The organism is Rhodococcus sp. TAF43 (genome assembly GCF_052113525.1).
GTDB lineage: Bacteria > Actinomycetota > Actinomycetes > Mycobacteriales > Mycobacteriaceae > Prescottella.
In genome coordinates this window covers 1-14,049 of sequence record NZ_JBFRDL010000030.1, presented here as the reverse complement: position 1 = coordinate 14,049, position 14,049 = coordinate 1, and the positions used below count along the sequence as shown (strand labels likewise).

The 14,049-nt window shown below is 63.9% G+C and carries 15 protein-coding genes; 1 reads left to right on the top strand and 14 read right to left on the bottom strand.

Going from position 1 to position 14,049, the window contains the following annotated elements; genetic code table 11:
* Nucleotides 1-54 precede the first annotated feature (54 nt).
* The 13 genes from AB4Z09_RS18160 to AB4Z09_RS18100 all read right to left on the bottom strand — a co-directional run bounded on the left by AB4Z09_RS18160 (nucleotide 55) and on the right by AB4Z09_RS18100 (nucleotide 7,857).
* Nucleotides 55-393 (bottom strand): hypothetical protein, encoded by a 339-nt coding sequence (locus tag AB4Z09_RS18160; RefSeq protein WP_442240347.1) that lies wholly within the window; start codon nucleotides 391-393, stop codon nucleotides 55-57.
* A gap of 41 nt (nucleotides 394-434) precedes the next feature.
* Nucleotides 435-659, bottom strand: coding sequence for a hypothetical protein (locus tag AB4Z09_RS18155; protein WP_442240346.1), 225 nt, complete (start codon nucleotides 657-659; stop codon nucleotides 435-437).
* Nucleotides 660-678: 19 nt separating this feature from the next.
* The gene (locus AB4Z09_RS18150; protein WP_442240345.1) at nucleotides 679-1,218 is read right to left on the bottom strand and encodes a DnaB-like helicase N-terminal domain-containing protein; all 540 of its coding nucleotides are present in this window, start codon (nucleotides 1,216-1,218) and stop codon (nucleotides 679-681) included.
* 30 nt (nucleotides 1,219-1,248) lie between these two features.
* Entirely contained in the window at nucleotides 1,249-1,473 is a 225-nt protein-coding gene (nrdH, locus tag AB4Z09_RS18145) for a glutaredoxin-like protein NrdH (RefSeq protein WP_442240344.1), read from the bottom strand.
* 168 nt (nucleotides 1,474-1,641) lie between these two features.
* Nucleotides 1,642-1,812: a hypothetical protein gene (locus AB4Z09_RS18140; RefSeq protein ID WP_442240343.1), complete on the bottom strand. Its 171-nt coding sequence runs from the start codon at nucleotides 1,810-1,812 to the stop codon at nucleotides 1,642-1,644.
* A 29-nt stretch (nucleotides 1,813-1,841) separates the two neighbouring features.
* Entirely contained in the window at nucleotides 1,842-1,988 is a 147-nt protein-coding gene (locus AB4Z09_RS18135) for a hypothetical protein (protein ID WP_442240342.1), read from the bottom strand.
* Nucleotides 1,985-2,122: a hypothetical protein gene (locus tag AB4Z09_RS18130; protein WP_442240341.1), complete on the bottom strand. Its 138-nt coding sequence runs from the start codon at nucleotides 2,120-2,122 to the stop codon at nucleotides 1,985-1,987. Before AB4Z09_RS18130 ends, AB4Z09_RS18135 begins: the two co-directional genes overlap by 4 nt.
* On the bottom strand, nucleotides 2,119-2,310 hold the full coding sequence (locus AB4Z09_RS18125; protein WP_442240340.1) for a helix-turn-helix domain-containing protein: 192 nt from the start codon (nucleotides 2,308-2,310) through the stop codon (nucleotides 2,119-2,121). The genes AB4Z09_RS18130 and AB4Z09_RS18125 overlap by 4 nt, the downstream gene beginning before the upstream one ends.
* A gap of 557 nt (nucleotides 2,311-2,867) precedes the next feature.
* Nucleotides 2,868-3,173: a hypothetical protein gene (locus AB4Z09_RS18120; RefSeq protein ID WP_442240339.1), complete on the bottom strand. Its 306-nt coding sequence runs from the start codon at nucleotides 3,171-3,173 to the stop codon at nucleotides 2,868-2,870.
* Nucleotides 3,164-3,958, bottom strand: coding sequence for a hypothetical protein (locus tag AB4Z09_RS18115; protein WP_442240338.1), 795 nt, complete (start codon nucleotides 3,956-3,958; stop codon nucleotides 3,164-3,166). The genes AB4Z09_RS18120 and AB4Z09_RS18115 overlap by 10 nt, the downstream gene beginning before the upstream one ends.
* Nucleotides 3,959-5,818, bottom strand: coding sequence for a hypothetical protein (locus tag AB4Z09_RS18110; RefSeq protein ID WP_442240337.1), 1,860 nt, complete (start codon nucleotides 5,816-5,818; stop codon nucleotides 3,959-3,961).
* A gap of 420 nt (nucleotides 5,819-6,238) precedes the next feature.
* Complete coding sequence (locus tag AB4Z09_RS18105; RefSeq protein WP_442240336.1) at nucleotides 6,239-7,150, bottom strand: peptide transporter; 912 nt, start codon at nucleotides 7,148-7,150, stop codon at nucleotides 6,239-6,241.
* Nucleotides 7,150-7,857, bottom strand: coding sequence for a nucleotide-binding protein (locus tag AB4Z09_RS18100; RefSeq protein ID WP_442240335.1), 708 nt, complete (start codon nucleotides 7,855-7,857; stop codon nucleotides 7,150-7,152). Before AB4Z09_RS18100 ends, AB4Z09_RS18105 begins: the two co-directional genes overlap by 1 nt.
* A gap of 187 nt (nucleotides 7,858-8,044) precedes the next feature.
* On the opposite strand from AB4Z09_RS18100, the gene AB4Z09_RS18095 reads away from it, so the two are divergent.
* Nucleotides 8,045-8,257: a helix-turn-helix transcriptional regulator gene (locus AB4Z09_RS18095; protein WP_442240334.1), complete on the top strand. Its 213-nt coding sequence runs from the start codon at nucleotides 8,045-8,047 to the stop codon at nucleotides 8,255-8,257.
* Between the two features lie 5,609 nt (nucleotides 8,258-13,866).
* Here the strand turns inward: AB4Z09_RS18095 and AB4Z09_RS18090 are convergent.
* Nucleotides 13,867-14,049: hypothetical protein (locus AB4Z09_RS18090; protein WP_442240333.1), on the bottom strand; the 183-nt coding region annotated here is incomplete at its 5' end.

Sequence of the window (14,049 nt, the reverse complement as noted above, 5' to 3'; positions counted from 1 at the left end):
AGCACCTTCGCGGGTTCGGTAGGCGTCGCCACGACGGGGTGCCGGTGCACCCGGTCAGTCGACGGATCGCGGCGCCGGGGCTCCCCATGCGCGTGGTTGTCGGGGCCGGCGGTTAGTCGGGATGGGTGCGAGGCGGTGTATCCCGGGCAGGCTGTAGGCGTTGAGTGCGAGGCGGCTGCGCCAGGTCTTGTGTTTGTAGGCCCAGATCCAGTGGCCGAGGCCCCAGATCGTCAGGCCCGCGACGAGGGAGGTCCAGGCGCCGGCTCCGGTCTGGCCGATGGCGAACCGCAGGAGTCCCTCGAGTACGAGGATCCCGCCGGCCACGCGGGCGATGGTCGAGCCGAATGCCCAGGTGAACAGTGCGACGAGGGCGATAATCGCTGCGAGTGCCATTGGCCTCCTCCTACCGGTCGAGTGAGTTCCGGGGTCTACGCCTACGCCTTCCGCGTGACCACGAGGCAGATGCCGGCGCCGACGGCGCTGACGACGGTCAAGGCGCCGAAGATTCGGTCGAGACCGGCGTCGGGTGTGGCGAAGGCGGTGATGAACGCTGCCGCGAGGAACACGAGCGTGGCCACGGCCAGGATGTGGCTGGCGCGGGATGCCCCCTGCAGGAGCGGGATGTTGATGCGGCCGAGCGGGTCGTGACTGTCGGTCATGGTGGGTCCTTTCTCGTGGTCAGATCAGGTTGCTGCGGATGGCTTCGAGTCGTCTGGTGGCGGTGCGGCGTTCGCGGCCGAGGGTGACCATGTGCTCGAAGAGCTGGTCCTCGGGCAGGGTCTCGGYGGCCTGGGCGAGGGACCGGGCGGCGTCGTGAAAGCCGCGGCGGTAGGCGCGGGTGATGACGGCGTGTGCGTAGTGGCCTGCGGCGATCCCGTCGGCGCCGGCCAGGGTGACGTCGGTCAGGGCGCGGGTGAGTCGTTGACCGGTGTGGCCGCCGAGACGGCCGTCCTGCTCGAGCTTCACCGCGACCATCGGGGCGTCGTGGGGTGCTCCGGATCGTGCGAGGGCGGCAATGACGTCGTAGAGCTCGGCGTAGATGGGCCGGTAGAAGTCGGCCACGGTGAGGGTGTCGACGATTCTGGCGGCGTTGTCGGCGGTGGTCCACAGCAGCGCGCACAGGCACAGTGCTTCGACGTCCTCGCGTGGATCGTCGGCGAGGTCGTCGGCGCTGATCTCGTCGCCGGGCTCGGTGGCCTCGATGTCGGTGCTGGTCATGGCGTGGCTCTCTGCTGGGGTGGGGTGTGGTCAGGCGGTCAGGGACTCGATGCGGTCGGGCCGAAATCCGGACCAGTGCTCGGCGCCGGCCACGACGACCGGGGCCTGCCTGTAGCCGAGCGCGAGGAGGTAGTCGCGGGCGTCGGGGTTCTCGGTGATGTCGATGGTGGTGTGGTCGATCCCGGCGGCGTCGAGGGCGCGATGGGTGGCATTGCACTGCACGCAGGACGGTTTGGTGTAGAGGGTCACGCTCATGGCTTGCTCCCTTCTCTGGTCTTGGGGGACAACCGTTTTCCTTCCCCGCTGGCAAGGACCGAATGGTGCGGCAGTTGACGAGCGCAGTACCCGCGAAGCGGGCCAGCGGTACGCAGCGAGGAACGCCGCGGACAATGAGGGGCCAGCGGGGAAGGATCCGGTGAAAGGTCAGTCCCGCAGGGGCGACGATTCGGGGGCCGGTGTCCGCCAGGACCCGGCCACGGCGGTTTCGACGCGTCCTGCGGTGAGGTTGTGGACGACGCAGTCGTCGTCGGTGAGCCAGGACGCGGGCGCGGCGGCGTAGTCGCCGATCCGGATGGGTGGATCGTTCGGTGGCATTGGTCTCTCCCCCAGGGCCGGTCTGCGGCCTAACGCTTCTGGCCGTCGTAGTTGCTGAACAGGCTGGCATGGATTTGCTCGGTGTGGCTCGGGGCCCGGGTCGGCTCCGGATCCGCGCGGAGTTGCGGCGGCACTGCCGAGTGGGCGGAGGTCGCGGGGATGTGGTTGGGCGTCACGGTGGGGTCCTGTCGTCGTCGAGGGTTTCGGGTGCGGTCAGCGCGCGCAGCGCGAGGCTGCGCACGAAGATGCCGAGGATGTCGCTGTCGGTGAGTTCGCGAGCCGGGTCGTCGCGGTGGGTGGGCTCGCTCATGTCGAGCCGTCCGGGTCATCGAACAGTGTGAACTGGTCGGCGTTCGCGCGGGCTTCGAGGGTGGTGCGGTGGTGGTCGACCATGTTCCGGACGACGTCTTCGCTGCAGCGGACCTCGGCGGCGATTTCGGGCCAGGTGTGCCCGTCGGAGTGGAGCGCGAAGACGTGTGCGTAGAGATCGTCATGCATGCGGGTCTCCTCCCGTGCTGTGTCCGCATGGTCTCGCGTGGGTCTGACAGGTCGCGCGTTCGCCGGCTGCATTGCTCGCGAGTTGCGGCTGCCGGCCGCGGCCGCGCCCCTGCCGCTGGGTCTGGTGGTCAGGGCKCGAGGTCGGCGCGGCCGCGGCCGGCCACCTCGGCGGCGCTTTCGACGGGTGAGGTGAGTGCGTCGCGTTCGTAGGTGTCGATGTGGTCGAGGGCCTGGTCTCGGTCGATTGCGCCGAGGTCGTTTCGGCTGAGTCCGAGGATGAGCTCGAGGTCGCCGTCGATGCTGAGGGTGTAGCGGGGCAGCTCGACGGTGTTCTCGGCGGTGAGGAGTGCGGCGCGGGCCGCTTCGGCGGCCTCGCGGATGGCTGCGGTGCGGTCGAGGGCTGCCCCGTCGGCGACCGGGGCCGGGGTGGGGTTGTCGATGGTCGTGCTCCTGTCATCGTGGTGGTGCCAGTCTGCGGCGTCTTCGCGGCCGGTGGCCGGGTGCGATGTCCGGCGGCCCGGGTTCTGTGGATTACCCGGGCCGGTGTGTATAACCCCCTACCCTTCGGCGTCAACCTTGGTCGGGTCCTTGCGGTACTTGGCGCCGTCGGGGAAGGCGGCGACAGCGGTCTTGTGGACCGCCCGCAGGGCATCGATCAGGCCGTTGTAGCCGACGTGGTCGACGATTCGCCAGGTGACGAGGTCCATGCCGATGTCGGACCAGTAGAACGTCCGGCGCTGAGCGTCGCTGTAGCGGTTGCCGCGCGTGGTGGGGCGTCCATACAGGTGAGATGACGTTGCGGGCGAACCGGGCTCGCGCCGCGGACGTACGTTGCTAAATGCCGCTTGCTTCGCTAGTTCCAATCGATCTGGATGTTGTCGATGGCGTCGAAGTGGAATCCGAACTGGTCGTTGTAGCGGTCGAAGCCTTTGTTCTCGGGGTAGTCGATGGTGGCGTGTCGTTCGAGGATTGCGACGACGCGGGCTTGGTCGTCGTTGGCGAGCGCGGCGGCCAGTTCCTGTGACTCTTCAGGGCTGAATGGGGTATCTGAGTTGGCGAAGTCGAGTGTGCGGGTTCGGAAGTCGTACCCGGCCTCGTCGCCGCTGCGGACGTGGACGCGGCCGGTGACCTTGATGACGGCTCGCTTGGGCGTGCCGTCAGGTTTGAGGACGCCTGCCTTCTGCATGGTGTCTTTCGCTTTGGCAGCCTTGAGCTTCGACTTCGCGTCGTTGCGCAGCTCGTTGGTCTGCCCAGACTGGTACTTGCGCACCGACGACGGGTCTCGGCCGATCTTCTTCGCGACAGCCTTAACGCCGCCGAGACGTTCGATCGCGGCGCGGCGCTGCGCCAGCTCGGCGGTCTCGGCGTTCGGGATGCGACCCTGCTGCGCCCAACGGCGCAGGGTACGGTCGGATGGCGGCGTGCGGCCGGCGTCGATCGCGGCCTGCCGCAGGCCCTCGTTGCCGATCTCGGAGCGGACCTGTTTGACCGACACCTTCGCCGTCAGGCCCGCCAATCCACTGCTGGTCTGCTGCGACTTGGCCACCCCTGCGACGGCCGCACCGGCGACCTTGACCTTCATCCCATCGAGACCGACAGCCTTCTGGGGCACCGACTTCGAACGCTTCTTCGGCAGATGCAGCGCCATCTACTCTCCCTCGTCGCTCTCGTCGTCGGTGGCGTATGCCTGGCTGATCGCCAGCTTCACCTCGTGGGTGTCGGTGGCGGCCGCGAAGGCCAGGATCATCTCGTCAGTCAGTGCGGCGTGCTTTTCGACGGCCATCTTCCCCAACGCGTCACTGTCGTCGGCCACGGCCTGGCCGTCACCGAGTAGGTACACCCACGAGTCAGTCATTGTCCGGATCGGCCAGCGGCCGGTCTCGCGGGCGATGCGCATCGCGACGCGGCGGCCACGCCACCGGCAGTGCGCGATGATCGCGGCCCGCCAGATCGGCTGGTGGTGGTGCTGCATGCGGGTGGCGGTCCACATGTCGGGGTTGACCATTCGGCCGATGTAGCCCTTGTAGCAGGCGCCGAGGAACCGTTTCATCGCTACGTCGCCGGACTCGGTTGCGGCGGTGCGGGCCTCGCGCAGGACCTTGGCCCACTTGTCGAGGGCGCGGCCACGCTCGGGGTAGACCCAGGCTTCGGTGACGGCGAGGTCGTCAACGTCGAGGCCCATGCCTCCGTCTGCGATCGGCGCGCATAGCCCTTCTAGGCTCACTGTGGTGATCCAGGTCTGCACCGGCTGGTCGTCCCGCATGGCGGGGTGTGGCAGCGGCAGCTTCTCCGGGATGGCGTATTGGCCGGCGGCGGGCAGGGTGACTCGCCAGATTCCGAATGGCGGCTTGTCTTCTGTTGCTGCAGTTGAGGCAGCATCGCCGGTGAGGTACTTCGGCTTTCCGTATCCGAAGGCGAGCATGCCGGCCGAGGCGAGGTAGGCGGCTCGCTGGTCGATCGTGACCAGTTGCGCGGTCTCCTCGAGGTCGTCGGAGTCAGGGACGCGGGCCCAGCCGGCGGCGGGCTCGAGGTCGCCGCGGGGTGCGCCGTCGATCGGTGGCATGGGTCCTGCGGTGGTGACGACTATGCCCTTGGCTGAGCGGGTGCGTTCGCGGCGAATCTTGTCGAGGACGGCGGCCCCAGTGCGGGCTGGGGTTGGGCCCGGCAGCACGCCCAGGTGCTGTGCGCTCCAAGCCAAGCGGCGGCCCAGTTCGCGGGCGGCGGGCTCGTCGTCGTCCGGTAGATAGGTGCCGACGGCGGGGTTGCCGAGGATGCCCATGTCGCCGATGCGGTTGCCCCAGCCGAAGTCCTTGTTCCAGTATGTCCACACGTAGGGCTCCAGGATGACGTCGACCATCTGGGTGGCCTTGCCGATCTGGCGGGACAGGTGAATGACGTGTCCGGGATCTCCGCGTAGTTCCCACCCGGCGGCGACGAGCGGCGGCAGGGTCCCGCTGATGACGTCACGTAGTTCTTCGACGGCGCGCACGCGGAGGACTTCGAGGTCGTCGACGTCGTCCTCGCTGCCCGGGTCGATAGCCCACCCGAGTTGGGTGCAAAGGTCTATCCCGACAACCCACACCTGTGCCGGCACGCCGAGAGGTGTGAGCGCTGCCCACTGGATCAGTTTGTCGAGTTTGTCGATTGAATCGACCGGCTTGTCCCAGAATTGGCCGGACGGTGTGTAGAAGCCGTCCGCGGTGACGATGAGCGCGTGACCGTCCGCATCGGTACCGGAGGGGAGTGCTTCCCACGGCTTGGTGTCGCCGGAGTCCTGTCCCCTAGAGTCGTCCCCCACTCTCGGTGTGGAGTCTGTCGGGGTTTCGTCACTATCGGCGGGTTCGAGTGCGGTACTCGTAGTCGCGGCCGTTGCTGTGACCGCGCCGGCTTGGTGTGGCTTGGATTTGTCGGCGGTCTCAGGTTCGGGTGATGACGGATCGTCGGTGCTGTGGTCTGGGGTACCGGGGTCGATGTCAAAGAGTGTGAACTGCTCGTCGTCTGTGTTCATCACGGCACCACCAACTCTCGCTTGGGGGCAGTGTGACGGTGCTTCGCGCATGGGTGTCGGAATGCGTCGGTGTCAGGCCTTGTCACCGTCGCGTTGACGTGCGCTGGCGGCGCCGTGGGCGCGCAGTACCGATGTGCTGTGACTTGGACGTGGAGGCCACTCATTTGGTCGGGTGTCCTTTCGCATTGTCCTTGTCGGCGATTCTCCGGTTTGTGCGTTCCAGGCCCGGCTTGGCTCTTCTGGGATCCAGGCGGAGTCACTGAAGCCGAGAGGCGTGATGATGGAGATCCGAGATGTCTTCTGTACCAAAACAGTGCGCATCCAGGCTGAGAATCGAACTGTCGTTCGCTGCAGCCAGCCGGCCGTGTGGTCCCGGCTGGCTGGCTGCAGATTCATCAGAGGCGCGTGGACGCTGCAGTCTTATCCGAGCTCGAGAGCATCGACGAGCGAACGCCGCTCGGCGTCGGAGTAGTGCTTGCGCACTGCGGCTGCGAGCACAGCCGGGTCGACGCCCAACTTGCGGAGCGCCTGCACAACCTTGTCCGCCGGTTCGACTCCAGCCGACGGCGCTTTAGGTTCTTGCGGCTCTGGTTTACTCGGCTCCGGCTGAGTCGCTTCGCTCTTGGATTCAGGGTCCTGCGTGGCTTGCCATGCGGCGACTTGCTCTTCGAGTGGAACCTTGGCGAGTGAGCGTGCGTTACGGATCGCCAGATCACCCGCGCGGAGCGCTGCTTGGAGTTCGGGTGCAAGCTTGAGCAGTGCCCGGCGCTGCGACACCCACCCCTTCGAGCGGCCGAGCTTCTTTGCGGCGGCGTCAGCGCTGCCGAACTCTCCGACCATCAACTCGATGGCCTTAGCTTCCTCGAGGACATCGAAATCCCGGCGGTCGATGTTCTCACTGGTAGCGGCCCACAGGACCTCTCCCCTGCTGATCGCGATGCTGTCTCGTACAACAACATCGAGACCCTCACGGCCATACTTGACGGCTGCGGCTAGGCGTCGGTTGCCATTGACAACGATGAGTTCGGCGTCGCCGATCTCAGCTTCGTCCTCAGGCCATAGCTTGAGCCATGCCCCACGATTGACGGCGGTTCCTGGCTGCAGCTGCCGCTCGGCGATGGTTGCCAGGTCGGACAGATCGCCGATCTCGTCGCGCGGGTTGCGTGGATTCGCGACAAGTTTGGCGAGCGGGACGTTGGCCATGAACTGGCCATCGACAGGCTCTGGGCTGGAAGGCTGAGGATTCACTGGCCTTTTGCGGTCGACAGGCGAGTTGTCGCCTACTGCTCCGACCAGTGATGCGAAATTTGCCCGTCCGCCCTTGGGAGCCATCAGCGCTCACCGTCCGCGAGTTCGAGGCTGAGCTTGTAGAAGTCTTCGCGGGCCTGGAGTGACACCCGATTTGCTTCGTACTCGGTAACAACGCGACCCTCAGCGGCCGCGCGAGTGTGAACCTTATAGTGGCGCACAACGGTTCGAGCGAGGGGCCATCCATTCGCCTGAACAAACGCTCGTGTCTGTTCGAGGTCGGTCTTTCCGTCCCGCGGGTCCCAGTTGTTCACGACAACGATGAACTTTTTGTTCAGGGGTTCGAGAACCTGCTTGATGGTGCGGGCCGTCGGATCGAAGCAAAGCGGCTCCGGTTCGATCGGGACGATGACAAGATCCGCGACTTCGAGGACTGCGCGGAGTGCATCACCGGATGTGCCAGCACCTAGAGCATCGTTGCCGTCGTCGTTGCCCGACAAGTCAATCCATCCCGGCGTGTCCACGTAGACGTGCTTGATGCCGGGAAGCTTGTCGAGGTTACGCAGGACGTCGAGATTGTCGTGGACCTGGTCGATGAGGAACGGGAGCTCCGCTACCCGTGATGCCCACCAGACGGCAGACCCCTGCGGGTCGACCGAGATCGCTGCGACCGGAGACTGGACGTCATCGTCACTCGAGGTGAGCACGTCCGCTTTCACAGCCGCGAGATTCATTGTCAAGGTGGACTTTCCGACGCCACCTTTTTGGTTCAGCATGACATGCACAGCCATGTGTTACCTCCGTATACTTCGCCCCTGCGGGGCTACTTCGGACTTCCACCATCACGATGCGATCGGATGATGATTCACGCAGATACACTGTAATCCTTTTGATGCCAGGATCGTTAGCGTTGCGCGATCTCAACAATAGACCCGATTGGGTCTATTGTTCAAGCGGCACACCGTAAGATCTCAAGGCGTGATCCGCTATCTGACGTTGCATGAGGTCGCCGACCGAATCGGTGTCACCTACAACACGGCTAAAGGCTACCTTCGGAAAGGCCTTCTGCCAGAAGCGGATGCGGCTATCGGAGGCAAACTCGGCTGGCTAGCCGAGACGCTGGATGAGTGGATGGAAGCTCGTCCTGGGCGGGGGCGCTGGCGGCACAATGACGACGTGCTTCCGCACTGACCCCCAATCCCGTGCCGAATATTTTGCCGGTTGTTTCGGCGTGTCGCCCCGACGCCCCCTGAAGTCGAATACCCCCTAATTACACCTCAGCCCATCAAGTATCGATCAAGTGCGCATCCGCATCCGGTTAGCCTAGCTCTTTTCGTCACTGTGACAGATGATTGGGACTGCACCGCTCCGAATCTTGAACTCTTCCAGTCGGTGTCAGGATCTATCGGCGTACAGCGGGAAGCTCTCTCATCCAGCGCGCCGATCACACCTCCTTCCCAGCCGCCGAACGCTCAAGCTGACCGGCTATAGGGTTGCAAACTGCGCTTCGCGTTCACGCATCAGCAGTCAGACGGAAGGCCCCACATTCCGATCTACCCTGCCACAGCGCCGCGTTCGGCCGGCGACTCCCCCGCGCTGTGGCAGGCTTAGGCATTGGCACGTGTCGCCCTACCGAGCTTCATCACCCGCGCTGACGGATGAGCGTCCATCCTTCCTCGCGGGTATGGGTATGCCCCCCTCAAGAAGCCGGGTGTCAGGCCCCCGGTGCCCGGCCGGGCACGAACTAGATCCGTTCCCCAAGCAAGCAACGTCAGCCCACAAATCGTATGGTTTACCGCGGTAAACCATACGGTCTCTAGTTCGATCGGAGATCACGCACCCGATTGTTCGTTTGCCGCTTCACCCTCAAAGGGCGACCCCTCGGATGTCCGAGGAAGCGACGGCGCGCCCGCTCCATTTCGGCTGACTGCGCCGACTGCCACTCCCCCGCCCCTGAACCATGCAGTGACTTCCGCCCGGAACCGACCTCACCGCATTGGTTTACCGCGGTAAACCCGCGTGCGCGTGCAGCGAGTTCGACTCACCCGCCATAGCCAGAACGCTGGTCGCCGGCGCACCCAGCATGCCCACCCAGCGTTACGCGTAGACACTAACAACTACAGTCCGGTTGCGCCGTTTACCGCGGTAAACCCGACTGCTGCAGCCAGACCGGTCAGCCGCGAAGATTCACTCTCGCCACGGCACTGAAGCCTCCGACAAGCGGCACCATGATTGGTTTACCGCGGTAAACTGCGGACCGCACGGGTGCGCGTTAGCGTCGAGGGGCGCAGAGACGGGCATTGTCCACCCCYGGATCCAGCCATGGTGGTCATGGTTTACCGCGGTAAACCAAGCTCCGCGCGTAACGCCTAGGTAAGAACTCGACGTGCCACCTATAGGCATCAACGCGATCCTTCCATCCAGCACCATGGGACCCCGGCCCGCCACAGCCGACCTGATCGCTCATGCCTGGTTTACCGCGGTAAACCACCGCTACGCCGATGCGGTAGAACAAGAAGGAACCGTGGCGTGCTGCAGGAACCATGCCGCATTGTCCACTTCACGCCCCGCGGTTTACCGCGGTAAACCAAGCTCCGCGCGTAACGCCTAGGTAAGAACTCAACGTGCCACCTATAGGCATCAACACGATCCTTCCATCCAGCACCATGGGACYCCGGCCCGCCACAGCCGACCTGATCGCTCATGCCTGGTTTACCGCGGTAAACCACCGCTACGCCGATGCGGTAGAACAAGGAGAACCTCGGCGTGACTCCGGAACCATGCACATTCGATGTACGGCCGATGAACAGGGTGCGGTCACCAAGCTGCCCGAACTGTCTACTTCACGCCCCGCGGTTTACCGCGGTAAACCAGGCATGAGAACTAGCAGGCGATGTGGATCTCTTGCGAAACTCGGATACTTGACGATGGGGAACCAATAGAAGAGCTGAAGTTGCAGCTATGAGGCCTCATGCCTCGCACTCCATGGTTTACCGCGGTAAACCGATCCATACTGCGCCGATTGGCGATCGAGCTTCCGGAGCCGACGTGACGCAGACGTCTTCTGGCTAGCTCCGCCATTCGGCGTGAGCGCGGTTTACCGCGGTAAACCCCGCTCACCATAGGGCGCAACAGGTTGAAAGCCCAGCACCTTGATTCAGCGAGAATTCCCTGCAGGAGCCACCTTCGACTCATTATGTCACTGTGACGAAAAGAGCTAGAGGCATTATCACGCGCCCGGACTCATCCGTTCAGTGCTGACCGCCGACAAACTCTCAACTTCTCACACGCATCCACGGTGGCCGACGCCAGTTTCGCAGCCCCGCAAAGATGCGACTGAAGTCGTCTCTAGAACTTCGCGACGCCCCGCAGCGGCAAGCCGACAGCGTGCATGCAGCAACTCCCGAACCGCGCCGACATGGTTTACCGCGGTAAACCGCACGCTAAAGGTGGAGACTTCGTTCGTCCCGCACGATTCTGATGTCTTGCGCGCAGAAGTTGACGGGACGCTTCTCTGTTCAGGGCAAGGCGGGATTGGTTTACCGCGGTAAACGCCCGGGGGGGACGATTGGGGTAGACAGGCCCAGCGACGATGTCACGGAAACAGCGGCGTCGTATCTCCAGCGACCATCCGAACCGCGGACTGAGTGCGGTTTACCGCGGTAAACGAACGGCCGCCGTTCGGTACGAGCGATCGGCCTCGCTCGAGCGAGCCGACAAGCTGCGCGAGGTGCGAAGGTTTACCACGGTAAACATGGGACGAGACAGACCTGAGCGAGCGCGCCAAGCGTCCAGAGCGGGATACCTGACAACTATCTGCGGTTCCAGCCGACTACTGACCGAGGCCCAGTCGCGGCAACGGCCGATAGGGTGGCGCTTTGGTTTACCGCGGTAAACGGGGCAAGTCCACCGCCGCGAGTCAGGCTATCGTCCACCTCRGCAAACTGAGTTCGTTCCACCTGAAGGGTCGAGTGTACGGATTACACGGATGTGGTTTACCGCGGTAAACCGCCGTCTCAGGTGTCAAGTGTGGGACCGCCGTCGAGCTCGCTATTGGAGATGTCGTTTGCGGCGATACCCAGTCATCCATCGGATGTAGCGCCGAGGCATTCCCACGCCGGCAATCGGGTGCGCGATCGGGTTCTGTTGTTTACCGCGGTAAACAACAGCTACGCGGGTCGGGGGAGCGGCTTCCGCCGGCGCATGGGGAGAAGTCATAGCGTGTCAGGTTTACCGCGGTAAACCTGACACTTCGATATTGCTGGTGCGCTTCTTGGGTCTAGCTTCAATCCGGCTGGAGGAGCCGCCGGTCAGTAGTCTCGTCCAGACTGCCCCGTCGCGCCACCGCGGGTACCTCCTAGCGATGGGTTACCGCGGTAAACCATCGGCCGGGCCTCCAGGGTCCCGACGGTGCATTCCCTCTTGCTCGGCCCGCGAGCACGTTCCGTACTCGCGGGGTTTACCGCGGTAAACCGTCAGCGCTATCCGATCGCATTTGCATCCCGACCTTCCGATAGTCGAGTTCGGATGGAAGCCATCGCGGCGCGACGGGTTGTTGGCGATGCTGCGGGCGCAGTGTGTTGGCTAGCTGCCGTAATCGCTGTTCGCCGTTCGATTTCTCGGAGCTTCTTGGCTTCTAGCGCGCGTTCGGAGGGGGAGGGGATTGACCAGTCGATTCTTGCGAGGCGCCAGCGTAGGAACTTGACTGGGTCGCGGAGAGTGCCGGCGTCGGGCCAGGTCCATCCGCGGCGTTTAGTGTCCTCGCTCAGCGTCTGGGCGATGTCGCGACCTGTCCACCGCGCAGTATCCACGGAATGGGCCCTGAGGGCGTCGCAGACGGCCCCAATGTGCCCGAGGGTCTTCAGAACAGGGGCGTGCCTCAGTAGGTCGGCAGCGGCGCGTTGAAGGGTAATTGGGCGGGGTTCCCTGTCCACTGGTCGCCCATTGGAGGCCACGCGTGCGCGTGCGCGCGTTGTGTTGTTCTTCTTAACAGAAGAACAAGAACTAAAAGAACCACCAAGAGATTGGGGGCCACGTCCGTCCGGTTGTGGATGGATCGGAGTGCAGCTGGTGGCCTCTGGTGGCGCGGTAGGTGAGACTGCCGCGCCTGGAGCGGGGGATCCAGGCGCGCTGCAGATGACGGCTGATTTGGGGGAGAGGAGGGCCCATACGCTAGTGGCCTTCGTCTGTCGGCGTCCGTGGTGGGCTTCTGCGGCCCATCGCTCGATCGTGCGCAGGAGGCGTCCGCGGACCATTTCTTGAGCCATACCAAGAGCGGACAAGACCCGGCGGGCGCGCTTGAGTACGGTGAGGGACACGCCGGCCCGGTCTGCGAGAAGTGTTCTGGAGGCAGTGACGCGGCGGCCTGTTCGGTGATCGGCGCTTCTTGCCATAGTTACCGCGACAGCGTAAACGCGTTCAGGGTCGACATGATGCAGTTTGCAGAGATGCGTGCCAGCGAGGGTATTCAGGATTTCACGAACCTGTCGTTGCCATTTGTCTCGGCCCGACCATACGGGTGCCGCTGATTGCGCATTGGCAGGTACAGGAATTGACCAGGTTCGGCCCTTTTGGCCGCTTGCGGAATTGATGCGTTCAACTCTTTGAATGTTCGCCCGCGCAGTTTCCATGGAATTGGCGATTTCCGCGTCAATGTTTTGCGCGTCGCGACTTGGGGTCGTGGGATAAGGGAATGTGCGCGACTCGCCGCGCGCATTCGATCGATTTGCTGTTGCTTCGTCAGGGCATGAGCTACCCTGAGACGTACCGAACACGGCAGTCCCTTCCAGAAAGTGGGGCCTACCAGCGGTAAGCCCGGCGGGTAGCAGCACCTGAGGTCGAAGCGGCAACTTCGACTTCACCCAAGAAGGCCGGTCCTGATGGAGAACTGAACAAGCGCAGCAGAGCTACAACTTGATCCATGCGTGAGGATCTCGAGTGACAAGGCCCCCGTAAGGGGGCTTTGTCTTGGGTGGTGCTGCTATGAACTTGTGTACTTGTTACTCGTCGGTAAGTTTCTAGCCTCCTATTTGATCGACTTAGACGCGCCTATTTCATCACAGGCAGGATCGATCGATACGCCCGACGCGCCCGGCAATTTCATTTACATAAATTGACCCGCAATCTTGCGATTGAACCTTGCCGCGTCTGGATGGCGTTCTCGTCAACTCATACGGAGTGGGGGAGTCAGAGAAGTCGTACGGCCCGAGCCTCAAGCTATCGGCCGAATCGATGGGATGGCGGGCACGCCGTTCCATCCTGTCCTGAGAGATTCGCACTCTGGGGCCGCAGCGCGATGGTGCCAGGGGCGTAGACCTCCTCGATCGGGTAGGCCGAGTTCGTCTGTTGGCCATGTGCCGCAGGCTGGGTTGCATCACTATTCCGTCCGCCGGAGCAACGACGCGATCGACCTGCTCGACAGATCTTGTGCCGGGGGCCGCCGCAGCAACGTCTCCTGTCGACGAGTTCGGGCGTAGATGGTGTCCGGGTTGGGGCGGGGGACAGCCAAGCCAATGATGGTCGGGTCACTCTTCCGCCCCGGGGCAGGCGGAGCGGCGATCACGACGGACGGTTCACGCGTCAACGGCTCGAACCTCTCCGACAGTTCTGGTGTCGGTCACTGCGATCGAGCAAGCCCCGGCCCCCTGAGCGGACGCCGTCTGCTGGCGTTGTCGGTGAGGAGTGCAGCCTCACCTTCACTGTCGTCACCAGCAACCTGCACCCGCCGTCACGGTCACCGGTGGTGAGCTCGGCTACCGGCTGAGATCCGCGACGAACGTGCACGTTTCGCGGATGCGGGGTTATTGAAGGCGTATGCCGGCGCGACTCGCCGGTTGTTGACGACGGTCGAAAATCAGGCCAGAAACGACGGTTGAAAACCAGGCCACCCAACCACGATCGGATGGGTGATCTCCATGGAAGATTGGGCCTTGATTCGGCACCTTCATTGCAGCGAGGGGTTGTCGCAGCGTGCCATCGCGAAA